Source organism: Pseudoalteromonas phenolica (assembly GCF_005886345.1).
Classification (GTDB): domain Bacteria; phylum Pseudomonadota; class Gammaproteobacteria; order Enterobacterales; family Alteromonadaceae; genus Pseudoalteromonas; species Pseudoalteromonas phenolica_A.
In genome coordinates this window covers 25,835-44,808 of the sequence record NZ_PNEC01000048.1, presented here as the reverse complement: position 1 = coordinate 44,808, position 18,974 = coordinate 25,835, and the positions used below count along the sequence as shown (strand labels likewise).

Genomic DNA, 18,974 nt, shown 5'->3' with positions numbered 1-18,974 from the left:
TTATCAACATCCCTGCCCTCATTGCCTGCTAAAAAATAATCATGTTAAAGTGAAGATACACCAACACACTAAGAGGGACAATGTTGCGCCCGATTCTAGATGAAATTTTTTCAGTACTGAGTAATGGTGCACACTTTAAGGTGCATACGCTGGCAGCTCATTTGCAAGCTGTTGAATTGCTTCAGCAACTTGACGACGACCCCAATCAAGATTTATTCAAGCGTAACTTTGTGTTGATGAATAGCTTATATACTTTGCAGGCTGAGTTAATTGAAGACGATATCTACTTACATATAGATAGCATGGATATTTACCTTGCAGACAAAGGCCAAGCCCCTGAATTAAACACACCTCTCAGCACTTATTATTTAGATTGGCAGAACTACCAAACAGATAATGAAGAAATAACATCATTGCTAGATTCTTTTTGGCAGCGATATACTCAAAGCATTCATCGCCCTCAGCATACATTGAGCAAAACCCACTTCGATGAGCTTTGTCTGCAATGGCAGTTAACAAAGCCACTGGAAGAAAAAACCATTCGACGACGTTGGCGGAAACTTGCCATTCAGTACCACCCAGATAAAGGCAATAATGACGATACACGATTCAAGCAGTTACAGAATGAGTATCAACAACTGCTTGGGCACATTAAATCAATTTAATTGACGCGGCGTACTTGGTATTTCTTACCTTTGATTTTGTTATCTCGCAGCTTTCTAAAAGCCGGTTTACTTGCTTCGCGCTTCACAGCAACAAACGATTGGTTTTCAAAAGTATTAATTTTACCAATTTGCGAAAAGCCAATGCCCTCTTCACCCGTTAAGCAACCCACTATGTCACCCGCTCTCAGCTTTTGCTTTTTACCGCCGTCAATATAAAGGGTTTGCATTTCAGGTTTATAAGGTGGTTTATCTAATAAGCTCAGCGAGGGTAAAACCGCAGGCTCAAATTCACGATCATATAGCTGCTCAATTTGCTTAACTCTGAACGCCTCTTTTTCACCAAAGATAGAACATGCCAAACCTTTTTTATCACCACGACCTGTTCGGCCCACCCGATGAACATGGGTTTTAGGGTCAAGTGCGAGATGATAGTTAATCACCATGTCCATATCATCAATATCCAAGCCTCGCGCCGCAACATCAGTCGCCACTAAAATAGAGGCGCTCTTATTGGCAAAACGCATCAACATCATGGCGCGCTCTTGCTGAGCTAAATCGCCATGCAGTGCCGAAGCATAAAAACCGACTTCTTTTAATTCTTCAAATAAGCGCTTAGCTTCCACCTTGGTATTACAAAACACCACACAACTTTGTGGTTGATGCTTCATCAGAAGTAATCGCAGTGTATTAAAACGCAGCTTGTTATTACTGAGCTTATAAAAAGTTTGTTGGATGCTTTTATTGATCCCCACTTCTTCAACTTTAACTAGCTGTGGGTTGCGCATCAGTTGCGCAGAAAGTGACTCAATATTTTTGGGATATGTTGCACTAAATAAGAGGCTTTGACGCTCAGGTGGTAAATAAGCAACGATGTTTTCTATCGCATCAGTAAAACCCATATCGAGCATTTGGTCGGCTTCATCAAGCACTAAGGTGTTTACTTGCGTTAAGTCGAGCGTGCCCTTAAACAAATGTTCTTCTATACGTCCTGGCGTACCAACAATGATGTGTGCACCATGTTCAAGAGAACTTATTTGCGGCCCAATAGGCACACCACCACAAAGGGTAAGAATTTTAACGTTTGCTGTGCCACTCGCCAGTTTTCTAATTCCTGTAGCCACTTGATCTGCCAATTCGCGTGTAGGGCAAAGTACTAAGCCTTGTACATGCATACTCGATACATCGAGTTTAGATAATACACCAAGCGCAAACGCCAGCGTTTTACCTGATCCCGTTTTCGCCTGTGCTATCACATCTTGTTGGTCGAGGATCAGTGGCAAGCTTTGCGCCTGAACCTCTGTCATCTGTTTAAACCCTAATTGCGCAATGGTCTCAAGTAATACGGGTGATAAAGCCAAGGTGTTAAATTGCATGATGCTTATCGTCTCTCTAACAAAGCCAATTTAATGGCTTAGTTTACCAGTAAATGCGCTCGACCACACATTTACAGCATTGTTATTAAGCTTCAAAATCAAACCGCTCAGTGTTTATGCACATGACTAGATTATAAACTTATGGCAGACTGAAGTTTTAATCGGTACAGGGAAGCTGTTATGCAAACCATTTTTCAAAAGTCTCTTTTTTACTTTCACGACCAAACTGACAAACTCTACAAACATCACCACCGCACTTTGTTTGTTATTGCACTCATTGTGATTGCTTACTTTGCTTACAGCATTTTTGAAAACAAGCAGCAACAGGCTGAGTTTTTATCAGCCCCCAAAGTCGATGATGTACTTATCTTAGATATGGGTCATCTGATTAAAGACCGCAAATACCAAACCCAATATCGTGTTGCACAAGTACTCTCTGTAGAAGAAGACTCCATCACCCTAAAACAAGGGAGTTACACTTATCGTAAAAAGCGTGGTGCAGAGCGTGCCATTAAACTAGACAGCTTAATGCTCAGTAACTATTTTCGCCCTGCATTAATTAGCTTTAAAAAATCAGAACTTGCAGCACTTCATGAACAGGGAGCAATCGACGAAATATTCCGCCCAACAGACATCTATGTGATGGGTGGCATAGTCAGACACAGAGCGGCTCCTGAACATATACCACATAAATTAAAGGTCTCATTTAATCAATTTAACCAAGAAGGCGTACGAGCCTATTTAGAAAGAGACTTCGAGGAAGCAAGAAAACTTTTCACACAGGCCGCTGAGCAAGGTTATGACTATGGACAATTCAACCTCGCCGATATGCTTGAGTACGGAGAAGGCGGTAATGTTGATTTAGCTGGTGCGTATAAATGGTATAAGGTCGCTGCAGCTCAAAACAATTTAAAGGCTAAGGCTGCGCTTGAGTCGTTTTGTAGAAAGCACAAAGCTATGTGCCGTTGAACCTACTTACCGGTATATTCGCTTTAATAACAAATATGCCGCTCCTTGTGGCAGCTGATCAAGATATTTCAATACGTTTCTACAGTGCACTTATTTTTCAACTAACTTAAACCATCCGAAAACAGATCAAACAAAATCACACCTTCTAACGTATAACTTGCTCAACCTAAGTGGTGATGCCATTTTCGCCACATCTTGATATACTTCGCGACAATGAAAAGTGCCCTATGCCAATGATGAAATACAAAGACTTAAGAGACTTTATTAAACGCTTAGAAGAACAAGGTGAACTTGTTCGGGTTAAACAACCTATCTCTACTAAGTTAGAGATGACCGAAATAGCCGATCGCACTCTTCGTGCTGGCGGCCCTGCAATTTTATTTGAAAACCCTGATGGGTTTGATATTCCTGTTTTAGCCAACTTATTTGGTACACCGAAGCGTGTTGCGATGGGCATGGGTCAAACCGATGTCAGCGAGCTGCGAGAAGTGGGTAAGTTATTGGCTTTCTTAAAAGAGCCAGAGCCACCAAAGGGCATTAAAGAAGCCTTAGGACAAATTCCCGTGTTCAAGCAAGTGCTAAATATGCCAGCCAAAGAAGTGCGCAAGGCACCTTGCCAGCAGGTTGTATTAAGTGGTGATGATGTTGATTTGACTAAATTGCCGATTCAACATTGTTGGCCTGGTGATGCGGCACCGCTGATCACATGGGGATTAACTGTTACTAAAGGACCATTTAAAAAGCGCCAGAACTTAGGCATCTATCGCCAACAATTGTTAGGTAAGAATAAGATCATCATGCGCTGGTTATCACACCGAGGTGGTGCACTTGACTATCAAGAGTGGTGTAAAGAGCACCCAGGAGAACCTTACCCTGTCTCGGTAGCACTAGGCGCAGACCCAGCAACAATTTTAGGCGCTGTCACGCCCGTACCAGATACGTTAAGTGAATATGCATTTGCAGGTTTGCTGCGCGGTTCAAAAACTGAAGTTGTTAAGTCTGTGTCTAACGACCTACAAGTACCTGCCAGTGCCGAGATTGTACTTGAAGGCTATATTGAACAAGGCGAGTTAGCACCTGAAGGCCCTTATGGTGACCACACGGGTTATTACAACGAAGTGGATGACTTCCCAGTGATGACCGTCACACATATTACCCATCGTGAAAACCCGATTTATCACAGCACTTATACAGGTCGTCCGCCTGATGAGCCAGCCATTTTAGGCGTGGCACTGAACGAAGTATTTGTGCCTATTTTACAAAAGCAATTCCCAGAAATTGTCGACTTTTATTTACCGCCTGAAGGCTGTTCATATCGAATGGCCGTGGTCACCATGAAGAAACAGTATCCAGGTCATGCGAAACGCGTGATGATGGGCGTTTGGTCGTTCTTACGTCAATTCATGTACACCAAGTTTGTCATTGTGTGTGACGATGATGTCAATGCGAGAGATTGGAATGATGTCATTTGGGCCATAACTACGCGAATGGATCCGGCACGTGACACCACCATGATCGAAAACACCCCGATTGATTACCTCGACTTTGCCTCTCCCGTGTCTGGTCTTGGCTCAAAAATGGGAATGGATGCCACCAATAAATGGCCAGGTGAAACCGATCGCGAGTGGGGTGAACCCATCGTGATGGATGAATCAACCAAACAACGAGTTGATGAAATTTGGGACTCGTTAAACATTATGTCTCTAAATAAATAAACGCAGCACGCGTCGTGAAAGGTTTAATAATGCAAGTGTTAAATGCAGAAGTAGTAAATATTACCCCCTTAACAGAATTTGTTTACAAGGTAGAGCTAAAACCAAGCGAGCCTGCAGAGTTTAAAGCAGGTCATTATCTTCAATTAGTACTTGGCGAAAAAGACAAACGCGCTTTTTCAATTGCCAGTCGCCCGAGCCAAAAAGAGCTGCTTGAGCTACACATTGGTGCCTCTGAAGAAAACAGCTATGCCATGCAAGCGCTTGATCATTTACGTGAGCACCACGCAAATGGCACACAAGCAATCGTAGAGGTGGGCTTAGGTATTTCTGAGTTACGTACTGAATCACAATTACCAATCGTGTTATTAGCGGGCGGTACAGGTTTTAGCTATGTAAAATCAATGGCCGACCATTTAGCTGAAGTTGACTCAGACCGTCAGGTACATTTTTACTGGGGGGTTCGTGACGAATCAGCGCTATATGCAGCAGAAGAGATGCAAGCTTGGGCTGCGAAAAAGCCAAACTTCACATTCGTACCTGTCGTTGATAATGCCAGCGACAACTGGGCAGGCCACACAGGTTTTGTGCACAAAGCGGTATTAAAAGATTTCGACTCGCTAGCAGCCTACGAAATCTATATGGCGGGCCGTTTCGATATGATTGGTCCAGTGCGTGATGACTTTATCGCTCATGGTGCAATTCGCGAGAACATGTACGCCGATGCCTTTGCGTACATTAAGTAACGCAACATCATATAAAAAACGCCAGCATATTTGCTGGCGTTTTTTATTATGTTTAATCTAGGCTAATGGAAAACTCGACTTGAGTTCTTTCTGGATTCATTTCACCGGTTTTCAGATAGTATGCAGTTTCACTAACAGTATTCTCTAGCAGAAAAGATGCAAACCGAGCTTTCATATGCGCATTTTGAACATCTAACTTTAAATCCTTCAGTAAACTTTGTTTATCAGTCGTTACTGAAAACTCTTTGAGAAACTTATTAAAGGAGCTTGGACCTATAAGCTCAGATGCTATCTGCGCATCATGGGTTGCTTTATAACTTGATGAAATAGTAATTAGCAGTTCCACAGGCACTTCTTTTAGTTCATCTCTCAGTAGTGCAAACTTCCACACACTAGAGTTAGTGTCTAAATATGCTATGGCTAGTTTGTTATTATCAGCTCAAAGGTGATTTTGCCTAAGCTTGCTCTTAATTTTTCTTTCATGTCCGTTGAAGCTTTACTACCAGTACCGATTTTCATCTTACCGCTTTGATAGACATAAGAAAACGGCAAAGTCTATAGCAGAGTCTAAATCGAATTGTCCTACTGACAGCTAATAAAACCCTACTGACACTCCCTGACATGACGCTGTGGTTTACTTATTTACGTCAACCAACAACAGTCAATACGGAGATAATTATGTCTAATAATGCCATTGAAATCGTGCAATTCAAGTTGCAAGAAAACGCAGATCTTGCTCAGTTCGAAGCAGTAAACACCGCTTTCCAAAACTTTATTGATCAACAACCTGGTGTGCTCTACCGCTCACTTGCAAAATTAGCAGATACCCACAGCTATGTTGATGTGGTGTATTATGAAACAATGGCTGATGCCAAGCGCATTGGTGATGCATTTATGGAAAACCCAATTTGTCAGCAGTTCGCGCAACTGATTGAGAAAGACACTGTGAAATTAGAGCGCTACAATGCTGTGAGTCAGACACCTTGTGAACAAAGTGCCTAAACATTTAATCACTCTAATCATCAAATAAAACAGAAAGGACAATGGTGTGCATAAATCTGAGCGGTTATTTCAACTGGTCAACATTCTAAAAAGTCGTCGACTCGCAACCCGAGCTTGTGACTTGGCAACACGTTTGAATGTGTCAGAGCGCACCATTTATCGTGACATCCAACACCTTCAAAGTTCGGGTGTGCCCATTGAAGGCGAAGCAGGCATTGGCTATCTCATTAGTGACTATGATTTGCCACCTATGATGTTCACCATGGATGAGCTGCAAGCGCTGTTACTTGGCAGTAAAATGGTCAGCGCATGGACAGATCCTGATTTAGCCGAAAAAGCACAAAGCGCCATCACCAAAATAGAAGCTGTACTGCCCGCCCAGTTAAAACAACAGACAACCGATCAGCCTTATTTAGTCTCAGGCTGGAGCCATAACACCGAGCATCAATCGCTTACTTATACCCTGCGCCAAGGTATCGAACAAAAACGTTGTGTAGATTTACATTACAGTGATGCCAAACAAGCGCTCACTTCACGCACTGTCGAACCGCTGGGGTTAGTTTATTGGGGTGGTAAATGGACACTGGTTGCTTATTGCCAGCTCAGAGCTGATTATCGTGAATTTAGACTCGATAGAATTCAAGGTGCAACTCTATTAGCCGAAGATTTTAACCTGCAAGAATCGAAGAATCTTGACCACTATGTGGCACTTATCAGGGAGAAATATGGTGATTGTTAGTATTTATCTACCAAGCTATTTGCCACTATCTATTCATCTAAATCAGTAATTATCTTGTTACACTTTAACCTCCACATTCTTGAATACTCTCTTCATTTAAAAGAGCTAATGTGAGATAAAAGATTCACTCCAAATGGAGTAATTCATTAATTTTAAGGAAAATAAAATGATTAAATTAAAAAAGAAAAGTATAAAATCACTTTCACTTGATAAATCAAAGTTGCCAATTGACCTAACTGCCGAAGTTGCAGGCGCAGGAGACAAGCCTTACAGCTATTATGCCAATTGTACCACCCAACCAATGACTAACTTATGTACAAATCTTTGTACTCCTAGCGTTGGAGCTGGTTGCGCAACATCAAATATGTGCTAATTTCGCATTTTTCTTAAAGTCAGTTAACTCTTACTGACTTTAATTGAAGCTTTCATTACAGATACCAGCTTCTGTAAAGACTAGAAAAGCTTACCTTCTATAGATATATAAAAATCAACAATTACAGACAGTTTTCAATTTTTCTTTCACCTTCAAGTAAATAAAGTATCAAAGCAGGTTTCTTTTTAAATAATTTACTGTCCAACACACTGGATGGCTTACACAAACTATTGGGCTAGCTGTTGGTTGAGGCGCTGCACCACCTACATGTGGTGTTAGCTCACTTGGCAATGCTTGCTTGTCTTTACTTAAGCTTTTTACGGCTTTCTTATTGAGTGTTAGTTTCATGTTTATATTCCTTATCATGTTAATACCCGTTATGGGTAAAAAAACATACACCTAAGCACACCAATTGCGCACTGAATAAGATTCAACCAAAATAAGATCACCCACTCAGTTCAATAAAAGCAATCAAACCAATCTAAACAACCCATTTTACCAATCAAGCTTTATTGCTGATACTAATATCAACCAACAGGAGAACCGTATTATGCAAGCAATTAAAGACATTATGACCAGCCAATTTCCGGCTATTTACGCACACACAGAATTAACGGACATTATTGAACAACTGCAAAGCCATGGACTATTTGGCGCGCCCGTAGTCGATGCACAAAAGCAGTTAATTGGTTTTATCTCTGAACAACAACTACTTAATCCTCTTTTACAAAACAGCTATTTTTGTGACGGTAAAATCATCGCACAAGATTTGATGAGCAAAGACGTGTTAGCAGTAAAAAGCAACATGTTGGTGGTCGACCTAGCTACGCAAATGCAGGGCGATAAACCAAAAATTTACCCTGTAATAGAAGACAATAAAGTGATTGGATTAGTGACGCGCTCGCGCGTTATCAATGCGCTGAAGCAAGCTTATTTGAGCTGTGCTAAAGCTTCATAAGTTAATCAAAGTTTAGACTAGACGGTAACCATCTGGGTATTACCGTCTATTAGTTTTTATAGAGATAGCAGCAGATTAACCCGCTTTTTTCGCCAGTAAGGCTTGTTTGTCTGAATCACTTAAGAATGCAATTTCAAGCGCATTTTCTTGGGCTTTTTTCACATCATCAGCGGTTAAGCCTGCTACTTTTGCGGCTTCAATAAACTCATGCTGTAGCTCAATCCCCTGCACGGCTGGGTCATCGGTATTAATACATGCTGCAATGCCGTGATCTAAGAATTGTTTAAGTGGGTGCTTGGTTAAATCAGCCACGGTACTTGTTTGAATGTTACTGGTTAAGCAAGATTCAATACCAATGCGGTTATCACGCAAGTAATCCATTAGTTTTGGATCTTCAATTGATTTCACACCATGGCCAATACGCGTTGCACCTAGTTCTTGAATTGCCTGCCACACACTTGATGCGCCTTCAGCTTCACCTGCATGGATGGTTACGCCTAAATACGCGTCGCGAACTTGCTTAAAGTGATCAACAAATAATTCACCGGGGAAGCCAAGCTCATCACCAGCCAAGTCAACGGCTGCCATATCGTTTTTAAATGCTAAGATTGCATCAAGCTCATGCTGGCATTTTTCTACACCGAAAGTACGCGACATAATACCGATCAGGTTAACCTTGATATCACGGTTAGCGGTTGCCGACTTAATGCCATCAACCACAGCTTCTACGACACCTTGCGGGTGTAAGTTATGACTTTGCGCCATGTAATATGGGCTGAACCTTAATTCGGTGTAATCGATGTTTTGTGCAATGGCATCTTCTACGTTTTCTATCGCAATACGACGACACGCATCATAGTCACCCAATACCTTCACACCCCAGTCTAGCTTTTGTAAAAAAGCCACAAGGTTTGGCTCAGTGCTCTGCACTTGAACATGTGGTAGTAAACCTTCTAGGTCATTGGCCGGAAGCGGTAAATTAAATTGCCTACCTAACTCCAAAATAGTGTTAGCACGCACATTGCCATCTAAGTGGCGGTGTAAGTCTAATAACGGGAATTTCTTATCGAACATAAATACCAATCCTCTATCAATCGTGACCTACTCAGAAGACTTATCGCACGGCTTCTAAGACTCGCTTCAAAAAGGCCTTATGTGGAATCGCAATACACACTCAGGTTTTAAGTAACATCTACTTTTTGAAGATAAAATTTTCCAGATCATACGCATGTAGCGATTATGATCAAGGACAGGTGTCCTCCAGAACGAGCTCATTCGACCTCTTTTGATAAAAAAGCCCCAGCTACATAACTATAGCTGGGGCTCAATCTGTGTCTAATTTTCTAAATAACCAAAGCTCAGGTTAAATAGTTAGCGTTATTTTGCGGCCAATAATAAATAAGCTTTTTGGAACTGCTGGGTTTGCTCATAACTGTTTAGAACCGGTTTTAAATGGGTTCTATCGAGCTCTGTTAGCTGACAATTGTCGAATACTTTCGCAGCCAATTCATACTCACCTGCCGCGTTGGCTAGACAACCCATGGCAAATAACAATTGCGGTTGCTCAGGGTGTTTTTTCAATGCATCTTGCAGTGATGAACGCAATTTAACATCTGGGTTTTTGGCATGCACAACCACATCAGCAAAGGCTTGATACTGACCTTTCTTGAGCCATTTTTGTAATGTCGGCAGTAAGTTTTGCCATTGACCGGCTCTGGCTTGCGATTGCATGTAAAGTGCTTCACTTTGCACTTTTAGCGCTTTTGGTAGTTGCTCAAATTGGCCAATCGCCAGCTCCACGTTCGCATTAAACCAACGTGCCATAAATGCTTGCCACTGTGCTTGCGACCAATCTAAACGCTTGTAATGCTGATTTATCGCCGCCGCTAATTCGGCATATTTTTCGGCCTGTAGTAGCCCGGCCAAATAACTACTCACCGCAGCCTGAGTTGGTTTTTTCTCTGCCATTGGGGCATCCAACAAAGCCAAGGCCTGCTCATTCTGATTGGCATCCAACCAAAGTTTAGGCACCTTGCTCTGCGCAGCATCACTGATACTTTGTAAATGTGCGAGTGCTTGTGCTTTATCACCTTGCTGTAAAGCAGCTTTTGCCAATAAGGCTTGCTGCGCGTCTTGCCACTCTTCAGGCGCTTGTCCTTTATTAAACGTACTTTGCACTACAGCCGAATCATCATTGATGCTTGCCCATAAACCTTGCTGCCACACTTGCTGTGCTTTAAGTGCTTTTTTACCACGCCAAAAACCCGTGGTTTTGCCGTACATGCGAAGCAATGTTTTTAATAATTTAAGCACTAGCCACAACGCAATAAAGCCCAGCACAAACATGATCACAAAAGCGACGATGGTGCCTTCGATTGTGGTGTTATTAAATGCGATAAGCACATAGCCTTTCTCATCTATTAATAGATGACCTGCAGCCAAGGCTGCTGCGACAAGGGCAAATGCTAAAATTGCTCTTATCATGGCGCAACCTCTTCAGCTAACCAGCTCTTCAATACTTGCTCAGAGCTTAGCTGCACTGGTCGACTAAACTGAAGCGGCTGTTGTTGTAGCTCAATCAATGCTGATTGCATGGCTTTAACTTCAGCCTTATCAGCTGCAAAATAAGCCTCAAGGTGTTGCTGTGCTTGCTTTAGAGCTGTGAAGAATACGCTGGCTTGCTTATCCATTAGCGCAGTTTGCGCTTGTGATAAATAGCCGCGTAGTTGCGCTTTTAATAATTGCTGCTCTTGGGCATCAAGTAGCGGATCTATCACAGTCACATCACGTTCGCGGATCTTAATAAAGTCATCCACCAGCCCTTGCCATGTTCTCTTCAGATTGGTTTGCCAATCGCTAACCTCTGTCGATAATTCAGCTGGCGCTTGCTGACGCGTCTCAGGTAACTGCAAAGTCACTAATGGCAGTACATCAACCTGATTCAATAAACCATGTAATTCTAAATAAATACTTTCCACCGCGGGTTGTGGTTGAGCGTTGAGTAAAGCAATGTCATCTGCCAGTGCTTTTAATACTTCCGTATTATTGCTCTGTGCTAACAACACATCGTGAACACGCTTTAATACCGCAACACCGCCTTGGTAGTCTTGCTCTGCGGCTACTTTAAATACCGCTAGGCGATGTAAGTAAACCGCTTCATTAATTGCTGCGCCACTGAGCTGTTGATCCGCTTGCCGTAACTTGCTGTCTAACTGTGCTGCAAAGCTCTCTTGTAATTGCGCTGCTTGCGATGACAAAGACTGGTTCACCGCTTGTGACACACGCGATTGCTCACTTTGCAGAGCAGCTAAATTCTGTTTTGACTGTTTGAGTTCATTTTTTAAGGCGCTATTTTCGGTTTTTAAGGCATCTAACGCCGCGTAAGTTTTGTCGCTGATCTGCTGTCCGTGGACAATTAAACCGGTTGTCATGACACCCGTTGCCGTTGCTATTAACAAGGCTAATACACCCACTTTACTGATCTTTTGCTTCATCGGTTTGGTCTCTGGCACGCTCGGTTTTTCACTCGCAGCGGTTGGTTGTTTTTGTTCTTCACTCATGGTGCTTACCTGCTGTTTTTGAGACGACTTAATGCAACTGAACACGGCATCATCACTAGCACCGTCGGCAAGGTATATCTGCGTCTCAGCAATTTGGTACTCTTGTTGTAAATAATCACAGCTACGTTGACTAACAAGATAAAAATCTCGCTGCTTTAACCAGTCTAAATGTTGTTCTGATTGTGTGTTAAAAACAGCATCAATCGCAGCGTTACTGCTCAGCACTATAGCGGTTATCTGTTGCTCACACCAGTGGTCTAACCAGCTATCAGCAGTTTCTTCTAGCGCCGCGCGTTCATATACAACACATTGATTTAGAATGGCACCGCGTGATTTACAGGTTTTGGCTATCAGCGTGCGCCCCCCCTTACCTTTAACAAGTACACATTGTTTTGCGTCTAAATCTTGTAATGCTTTTAAGGCCAATAAGCCTTCAGAATCTTGTTGCTCTGGAAAGTCTGCTTTGCGAGAAAAGTGTGCCTCTATGGCCTGTGCGGTTTGCTCACCCACTGCAAATAGTTTGGCATGGGCTGGTAAAGTTGGATATTGCTCAGCAAGAGACTGCACCGCATCTTGAGAAATGAAAATAATGACATCGGCATTATCGAGTGGCGCAAGCTGCTGAGCGTCCAGTGTTATCGAGGTAAGCGATAACACTGGGGTATGAAGATATGCAATCTGATGCTGCTCGAGTTGCGCCTTAAGCTGCTCACCTTTACCGCTTGGCCGTGTGATTGCAATCTTTGTCATACTAGATTTAACCTTATTACGCGTCTCTATAAACTTCAGCTAGAATTTTGTCAGCACCTTGCGCTAATAACTGTTCGGCAAGTTGAACACCTAGCTGCTCAGCGTTCTCAACAGAACCTGACACTTCATCGCGTAAAATCTCAGAGCCATCAACTGCGCCCACTAAACCGCGAATATGAACTTGTTCACCATTTACTAGCGCATAAGCACCGATTGGCACCTGACAACCGCCTTCTAAACGACGGTTCATGGCACGCTCTGCAAGTACACGAATACGTGTTTCAGTGTGCTCTAACGGTGCAAGCAATGCTTTTACTCGCTCGTCATCACTGCGGCATTCGATGCCTACTGCACCTTGACCATTGGCTGGTAATGATGTTTCTGGTTCGATGAAGTCAGCAATGCGCTCTGGCATTTCTAAACGAAGTAGTCCAGCAGCAGCCAAAATAATCGCATCGTAATCGCCATTATCTAGCTTAGCTAAACGTGTATTTACATTACCGCGTAAGTCACGAATGTCTAAATCCGGGCGTAATGCACGTACTTGGCACTGACGACGTAGACTCGAAGTACCGACTACTGCGCCTTGCGGCAGCTCATCTAAGCTTTTGTATTTGTTTGATACAAACGCATCGCGCGGATCTTCACGCTCACAAATGGTGTTAAGTTCTAACCCTTCAGGGAATTCAACCGGCACATCTTTCATTGAGTGCACCGCGATATCGGCGCGGCCATCTAACATGGCTTGTTCAAGCTCTTTTACGAATAACCCTTTACCACCGATTTTTGCCAGTGGCGTATCTAGAATAATGTCACCCTGGGTCGACATTGGCACCAGCTCAACGGTAAGGTCTGAGTGAAAACGCTCAAGTTCGGCTTTCACAAATTCTGCCTGCCACAGTGCCAGTGCGCTTTTGCGGGTTGCGATACGTAAAATATTTGCTTGTTCTGTCATGCTTTTGCCTGTTGGACGCGATTAAAGCGCCGATGGAATAATTCGAAAAGTTTTTTGTGCCAGTAACTCGCCTTGCTCTGTTACGGCTTCAACACGCCATTGACCTGTTTGGCTTGGCATGATGTTTTTGCTTGAATAAGTACGGTAGCGGTCTGCGCTGATCGTCAATGGGATTTCTGCCATTAACTGATCTTGATGAAACCATAAATGGCTAATAGTTTGACCTTTTAGCTTGCGCACCTCTGTGAAGAAAAATAGTTTTTCTTGAAACTCGGTTTGCTCAATCGACTCTTTTAACACATCAACTGGCTCACGCTCACTGATGCCTGTAGTCAGTACAGCACGGCTAATAAATTGCACATCAATTTGTGCACCTAATGCCACTGAGGTGACTTTCGCGTTGTCTGAAAACTGTGTTGATGACGTTTCTGCATCTTGTTCAGCCTCAGGTGAATTAGTTGCCGTCTCAACAGTTTCTTTCTCAACGCTGATTTCATCAGTCACTTGCACAAGTTCAGGTTCGCTATCAAGGGTTTGCACTGTATCTGTTTGCTCAGTTAAAACTGCGCTGGCTGTTTCCACACCAGCTTGGTCATCAACAGACGCGGCGTTTTGCTCAGGCTTTTGTTGCTCAGGCTCTGCTGCAGCAGTTTGCACTGGAGCCATAGCTTCTTCGGCAATCACCTCGGTTTCTGGCTCAGAAATAGCAGCAACATCATTTTCTAACTCGTGTTGTGCTGTGTCTGTAACAAGTTCTGGTTCTGAAATAACGACTTTGCTTGGCTCAACCATTTCAATATTTTGCACTTCATCGGCATTTACTGAATTCATCAAGCCATACACGATAGCCAAAGCGGTCAGCATTAACATGCTAGCTGCCATAAAAATGCGTCGCCAATGCCACTGATAATGCACAGTTTGCGGTTGGACAGGTGCCTTACTCACACTGGTTTTTATGACAATCTTCTGTGACATGTTTTGCTCCGTTTAATTAAGCCAGTTTTTCAAGCAGCCAAGTGCGAATTGCGGTTAGTTCTTCAGCACATACCTGATGTGCCATTGGGTAATCTTGCCACGATACAGAATAGCCTTGTGTGGTGAGCGTATCAAACGCTTGGCGACCTGCCATCATAGGCACGACTGGATCTTGCGAGCCATGCGCCATGAAAATATCTAACTCGGCTTGCACAGCCTCGTCTGCCAGCTTTTGCGGCGCACACATATAAGTCGATAACGCCATCACACCGGCTAGCTTTTGCTTAAGACGGGGTGCTAAATGCAAGGCTATCACCCCACCTTGAGAGAAACCAGCCAAGATGATTTTATCGGCAGGTATACCTTTGTCTAACTCAGCTTGAATTAAAGCTTCAACTTGAGCAGAAGAGTCTCTCACACCCGTTTCATCGGCTCTTTTATCTAGATCAAAAGACTTGATGTCATACCAAGCGCGCATCACCATACCACCATTTATGGTGACCGGTTGTTCTGGCGCGTGAGGAAAAACAAACCGTACGCCAAGCTCTTCGGGTAAACCAAGTTCTGGTGCTATAGGTAAAAAGCCATTACCTGAATCACCTAAACCATGTAACCAAATGATCGACGCTTTATGCGTGCTTTGTGCAGGGTATTCTACAAATTCAAGCATTAGTCGTGCTGCCACTCTATAGGTGCGCCAGCTTGCTTAGTCGCCGCTTCGCTCATAAATTGCCAGAATTCTGCACCCGAGCGGTTGTCGATCCACTGTTCGCCTTGTAGCTCAAAGTGGTGACCATTAAACTTAGTTGCAACCCAAACTTGATGAAGTGGTGCTTGTTTATTGATGATGATCTTACTCTTATCTGGGAAAATAATCTCTAAAATGCCAGATTGAGACTCATAGTCTAAATCAACATCACAGTCATCAATTTGCTCTTCAATGGTTAACATTAACGCGTCGGCAAGTTCGTGGTATTCATGATCGGTCATCACGGCATCCTTCAATAAGCACGGTTGTATAAGTTATGACGAAATTTCACAGCCCCAATAGCTGCATTTTCTATGAATTCTGTTACTCTGCGATTATAAAGGCACTGACATCATTAATCTAATGAAAGCGAACCCCTCATTCACAAGCTTATTATTTTTGGTCATCTTTACCAGCTTATTCGTGACTGGTTGTGGCCAAAGTGGCGTGCTCTATTTACCAGAGCAACAGCAACAAGATAACCAAACACCTGCGAGTAAACAACCAAAGCAAGACCAACAGAAACAACAGCAAGAGGAAAAATAAGATGGATTTTTTCGAATACAAAAATAATCAGCTGTTTGCAGAAGAGGTTTCGGTAGCAGATATTGCCGAGCAATATGGCACACCCTGTTATGTGTATTCTCGCAAAACTTTAGAGCGTCACTATCATGCATTTACCGATGCCGCTGACGGCCATCCGCATTTAGTCTGCTACGCAGTTAAAGCAAACTCGAATCTGGCTGTGTTAAATGTCTTGGCCAAACAAGGTGCTGGCTTTGATATTGTCTCGCAAGGCGAACTTGCACGCGCTCTTCAGGCCGGTGGCGATGCCAGCAAAGTGGTTTTCTCTGGTGTTGCAAAAACTGCACAAGAAATTGCTTTTGCTCTAGTACAAAACATCAAATGTTTTAACGTTGAATCAGAAGCCGAGCTTGAGCGTATCAGTCATGTTGCCAGCGAGCTGAATAAAACTGCACGCGTGTCTATTCGTGTGAATCCAGATATAGATGCTAAAACCCACCCTTATATTTCTACTGGTTTAAAAGAAAATAAGTTTGGTATCGACATCAATCAGGCATTCGATATTTATCAAAAAGCCTATGCGCTACCAGGCATTGAAGTGGTCGGTGTTGATTTTCATATTGGCTCGCAACTTACTGAAGTGGCGCCATTCTTAGCCGCACTAGACAAAGTTTTGGCCTTAGTAGATAAATTAAAAACCGCAGGCATCGAACTTGAACATTTAGACATTGGTGGTGGACTAGGTGTACCTTATGATAGTGAAAAACCGCCTCACCCGAGTGCTTATGCTGCAGAGGTGAAAGCTAAATTAGTAAACTACCCACATCTAGAATTAGTCTTTGAGCCGGGTCGCGCGATTGCTGCGAATGCCGGTATTCTAGTGACCAAAGTCGAATATATTAAGCCAACAAAAGACAAACACTTCGCGATTGTTGATGCGGGTATGAACGACATGCTACGCCCGTCTTTATATCAAGCATGGCAAAACATCATTGCTGTTGCGCCGCGCGCAGATGGCACACCGACACAAAATTATGACGTAGTGGGCCCTGTGTGTGAAACCGGTGATTTCTTAGGTAAAGATAGACCGCTTGCCATTCAAGCCGGTGATTTACTTGCACAGCGCAGTGCCGGTGCTTATGGCTTTACCATGAGCTCAAACTATAACTCACGCCCTCGTGCGGCTGAAATCATGGTTGATGGCGACGAGAGTCATTTAGTTCGTCAACGCGAGACGCTCACTTCGCTTTGGCAAGGCGAGCAATTACTGCCATAAAGAAGCGCATTCCCGCACCAAGCTCAGTGGATATCACTGGGCTTTTGATAATTGCCATGGCAAAGTAGTAGCAGCTTGGAGTTACATTAAGACATTATGTTTGTAAATTTTTCTAAAATGCATGGTTTGGGTAACGACTTTATGGTCGTTGATAACGTCACTCAAAATGTATTTTTATCACGCGACCAAATCAAGAAACTCGCTGATCGTAATTTCGGTGTGGGTTTTGATCAACTGCTCATGGTTGAAGCGCCATATTCACCCGATCTCGACTTTCATTATCGTATTTTTAATTCTGATGGCACCGAAGTTGAACAGTGTGGTAATGGCGCACGCTGTTTTGCACGCTTTGTGCGTATGAAAGGCCTCACCAACAAACATAAGGTCGCTGTCTCTACTAAGGGTGGCAACATTACCCTGTATACTGAAAAAGATGGCCAAGTCACCGTAAACATGGGCAACCCGCACTTTGCGCCAAGCAGTGTGCCATTTAAAGCGAAAAAGCCAGAGCTCACTTATATTCTTCGCGCCGGTGAAAGCACGGTTTTTTGTGGCGTAGTGTCTATGGGTAACCCACATTGTGTATTAGAAGTCGACGACGTGAATACCGCTGAAGTCGAGACCTTAGGGCCATTACTTGAAAACCACGAGCGCTTTCCTGAGCGTGCTAATGTGGGTTTTATGCAGATCATCAACCCTGAACACATTAAACTGAGAGTCTGGGAGCGCGGCGCTGCCGAAACTCTCGCGTGTGGCAGCGGAGCGTGTGCTGCTGTGGCTGTGGGTATAATGCAAAAGAAATTAGCCAGCACAGTGCGAGTAGATTTACCTGGCGGTTCATTACAAATACGCTGGCAAGGCGAAGGCAACCCTGTGCGTATGACAGGCCCAGCTGAGCATGTATTCGATGGGCAAATTTCTCTGTAAAGAATAAGCTTTTAAGCGCGCTCGAAATAAAAAGTCGGAGTAATTAACATGAAGCAAACAGATCAAGAACAACAAGTCTGCGACTACTTAAAACGCAACCCCGACTTCTTTCAACATCACCCTTATGTGTTACTCGAATTAGAGTTGTTCAGCAAAAGCCAAGGCTTACCTAATTTGGCCCTACAACAGCTGCGTTTATTAAGAGAGCAAAACCAAGCATTAAAACAGCAGCTCTCTGGGATGGCTAAAATTGCACACAGCAATGAACAGATATTCAAAACTCTGAGCGATTGCCAGCGCCAGATTTGGCAAGCTAGCTCATTGAATGAAATCTCTAAAGTGATCCAAACCGCGTTTGCCAATACACCTAATATTTCGGCGACAGAGCTGCTCTTTCAGCCGGAGCAAGTAACCCAAGCGCTAAACACCACACTTGAAGATAAGGCACAATACTTAGGTCGAACACCAAAACAGTTAGATAGCGTCTGGGAAAAAGCCCCGAGTACTGGCTCTGTGGCCCTGTATCAACTTGAAGACAGTGATGCGGTACTGGCTTTTGCCAGTGACAACCCTGCGCACTTTTGCCCTAATAACGACGACTTGTTGATGCAAGAGTTTTTAGCAGGCTTAAAACTTAGAATTGCCGCGCTTGGATAGCATGTTGTGAATAGCCAATTCAATGCCTCTCACAGTGAACTTAAAGAGGAGTTTTCTCAGCCAA

22 protein-coding genes are annotated in these 18,974 nt (G+C 43.4%); 12 read left to right on the top strand and 10 right to left on the bottom strand.

Going from position 1 to position 18,974, the window contains the following annotated elements; translation table 11 throughout:
• The first annotated feature begins 80 nt into the window (after positions 1-80).
• Positions 81-665 (top strand): DNA-J related domain-containing protein, encoded by a 585-nt coding sequence (locus CWB72_RS16430; RefSeq protein ID WP_138633600.1) that lies wholly within the window; start codon positions 81-83, stop codon positions 663-665.
• Here the strand turns inward: CWB72_RS16430 and dbpA are convergent.
• Positions 662-2,047, bottom strand: coding sequence for an ATP-dependent RNA helicase DbpA (gene dbpA / locus CWB72_RS16425; protein ID WP_171037342.1), 1,386 nt, complete (start codon positions 2,045-2,047; stop codon positions 662-664). The two genes, CWB72_RS16430 and dbpA, sit on opposite strands and share 4 nt — an antisense overlap.
• A 171-nt stretch (positions 2,048-2,218) precedes the next feature.
• Here dbpA and CWB72_RS16420 point away from each other — a divergent pair, with 171 nt between their 5' ends.
• From CWB72_RS16420 to fre, 3 genes are all read left to right on the top strand, one after another.
• Positions 2,219-3,007: a tetratricopeptide repeat protein gene (locus CWB72_RS16420; protein ID WP_138633593.1), complete on the top strand. Its 789-nt coding sequence runs from the start codon at positions 2,219-2,221 to the stop codon at positions 3,005-3,007.
• A 236-nt stretch (positions 3,008-3,243) separates the two neighbouring features.
• Positions 3,244-4,722, top strand: coding sequence for a 4-hydroxy-3-polyprenylbenzoate decarboxylase (ubiD, locus tag CWB72_RS16415; RefSeq protein ID WP_138633621.1), 1,479 nt, complete (start codon positions 3,244-3,246; stop codon positions 4,720-4,722).
• 29 nt (positions 4,723-4,751) lie between these two features.
• Positions 4,752-5,465, top strand: a complete 714-nt coding sequence (fre, locus tag CWB72_RS16410; protein ID WP_138633590.1) for an NAD(P)H-flavin reductase — start codon at positions 4,752-4,754, stop codon at positions 5,463-5,465.
• Between the two features lie 52 nt (positions 5,466-5,517).
• On the opposite strand, the gene CWB72_RS16405 is transcribed toward fre, so the two are convergent.
• Positions 5,518-5,811: a hypothetical protein gene (locus tag CWB72_RS16405; RefSeq protein ID WP_138633587.1), complete on the bottom strand. Its 294-nt coding sequence runs from the start codon at positions 5,809-5,811 to the stop codon at positions 5,518-5,520.
• A gap of 332 nt (positions 5,812-6,143) precedes the next feature.
• Between CWB72_RS16405 and CWB72_RS16400 the strand changes: the two genes are divergently transcribed.
• The 3 genes from CWB72_RS16400 to CWB72_RS16390 all read left to right on the top strand — a co-directional run bounded on the left by CWB72_RS16400 (position 6,144) and on the right by CWB72_RS16390 (position 7,579).
• Entirely contained in the window at positions 6,144-6,467 is a 324-nt protein-coding gene (locus tag CWB72_RS16400; RefSeq protein ID WP_138633585.1) for a hypothetical protein, read from the top strand.
• A gap of 46 nt (positions 6,468-6,513) precedes the next feature.
• Positions 6,514-7,206, top strand: a complete 693-nt coding sequence (locus tag CWB72_RS16395) for a helix-turn-helix transcriptional regulator (RefSeq protein ID WP_138633582.1) — start codon at positions 6,514-6,516, stop codon at positions 7,204-7,206.
• Positions 7,207-7,372: 166 nt separating this feature from the next.
• Positions 7,373-7,579 carry a hypothetical protein gene (locus tag CWB72_RS16390; protein WP_138568805.1) on the top strand — a complete coding sequence of 69 codons (207 nt, stop codon included), beginning with the start codon at positions 7,373-7,375 and terminating at the stop codon, positions 7,577-7,579.
• A gap of 168 nt (positions 7,580-7,747) precedes the next feature.
• On the opposite strand, the gene CWB72_RS16385 is transcribed toward CWB72_RS16390, so the two are convergent.
• A complete protein-coding gene (locus CWB72_RS16385) occupies positions 7,748-7,927 on the bottom strand; it encodes a hypothetical protein (protein ID WP_138633579.1) in 180 nt (59 codons plus the stop codon).
• A 202-nt stretch (positions 7,928-8,129) separates the two neighbouring features.
• Between CWB72_RS16385 and CWB72_RS16380 the strand changes: the two genes are divergently transcribed.
• Positions 8,130-8,537, top strand: coding sequence for a CBS domain-containing protein (locus tag CWB72_RS16380; protein ID WP_138633576.1), 408 nt, complete (start codon positions 8,130-8,132; stop codon positions 8,535-8,537).
• Positions 8,538-8,612: 75 nt separating this feature from the next.
• Here the strand turns inward: CWB72_RS16380 and add are convergent, their stop codons facing one another.
• The 7 genes from add to cyaY all read right to left on the bottom strand — a co-directional run bounded on the left by add (position 8,613) and on the right by cyaY (position 15,767).
• The gene (gene add, locus CWB72_RS16375) at positions 8,613-9,611 is read right to left on the bottom strand and encodes an adenosine deaminase (protein WP_138633573.1); all 999 of its coding nucleotides are present in this window, start codon (positions 9,609-9,611) and stop codon (positions 8,613-8,615) included.
• A gap of 303 nt (positions 9,612-9,914) precedes the next feature.
• On the bottom strand, positions 9,915-11,021 hold the full coding sequence (locus tag CWB72_RS16370) for a heme biosynthesis HemY N-terminal domain-containing protein (protein WP_138633569.1): 1,107 nt from the start codon (positions 11,019-11,021) through the stop codon (positions 9,915-9,917).
• Positions 11,018-12,847, bottom strand: a complete 1,830-nt coding sequence (locus CWB72_RS16365; RefSeq protein WP_138633566.1) for a uroporphyrinogen-III C-methyltransferase — start codon at positions 12,845-12,847, stop codon at positions 11,018-11,020. Before CWB72_RS16365 ends, CWB72_RS16370 begins: the two co-directional genes overlap by 4 nt.
• A gap of 16 nt (positions 12,848-12,863) precedes the next feature.
• Entirely contained in the window at positions 12,864-13,802 is a 939-nt protein-coding gene (gene hemC, locus CWB72_RS16360; protein WP_058028367.1) for a hydroxymethylbilane synthase, read from the bottom strand.
• A gap of 21 nt (positions 13,803-13,823) precedes the next feature.
• Positions 13,824-14,777 carry a DUF2914 domain-containing protein gene (locus CWB72_RS16355; RefSeq protein WP_138633563.1) on the bottom strand — a complete coding sequence of 318 codons (954 nt, stop codon included), beginning with the start codon at positions 14,775-14,777 and terminating at the stop codon, positions 13,824-13,826.
• A 16-nt stretch (positions 14,778-14,793) separates the two neighbouring features.
• Positions 14,794-15,447 carry an alpha/beta hydrolase gene (locus CWB72_RS16350; protein WP_130255689.1) on the bottom strand — a complete coding sequence of 218 codons (654 nt, stop codon included), beginning with the start codon at positions 15,445-15,447 and terminating at the stop codon, positions 14,794-14,796.
• Positions 15,447-15,767: an iron donor protein CyaY gene (gene cyaY, locus CWB72_RS16345; RefSeq protein ID WP_058028361.1), complete on the bottom strand. Its 321-nt coding sequence runs from the start codon at positions 15,765-15,767 to the stop codon at positions 15,447-15,449. The genes CWB72_RS16350 and cyaY overlap by 1 nt, the downstream gene beginning before the upstream one ends.
• Before the next feature lie 121 nt (positions 15,768-15,888).
• On the opposite strand from cyaY, the gene lptM reads away from it, so the two are divergent.
• The 4 genes from lptM to CWB72_RS16325 all read left to right on the top strand — a co-directional run bounded on the left by lptM (position 15,889) and on the right by CWB72_RS16325 (position 18,910).
• Entirely contained in the window at positions 15,889-16,071 is a 183-nt protein-coding gene (gene lptM / locus CWB72_RS16340) for an LPS translocon maturation chaperone LptM (RefSeq protein ID WP_138568812.1), read from the top strand.
• Position 16,072: 1 nt separating this feature from the next.
• A complete protein-coding gene (lysA, locus tag CWB72_RS16335; RefSeq protein ID WP_138633560.1) occupies positions 16,073-17,326 on the top strand; it encodes a diaminopimelate decarboxylase in 1,254 nt (417 codons plus the stop codon).
• A gap of 96 nt (positions 17,327-17,422) precedes the next feature.
• Positions 17,423-18,253, top strand: a complete 831-nt coding sequence (dapF, locus tag CWB72_RS16330) for a diaminopimelate epimerase (protein ID WP_138484661.1) — start codon at positions 17,423-17,425, stop codon at positions 18,251-18,253.
• A gap of 48 nt (positions 18,254-18,301) precedes the next feature.
• Positions 18,302-18,910, top strand: coding sequence for a DUF484 family protein (locus tag CWB72_RS16325; protein ID WP_138633557.1), 609 nt, complete (start codon positions 18,302-18,304; stop codon positions 18,908-18,910).
• Positions 18,911-18,974: the final 64 nt, after the last annotated feature.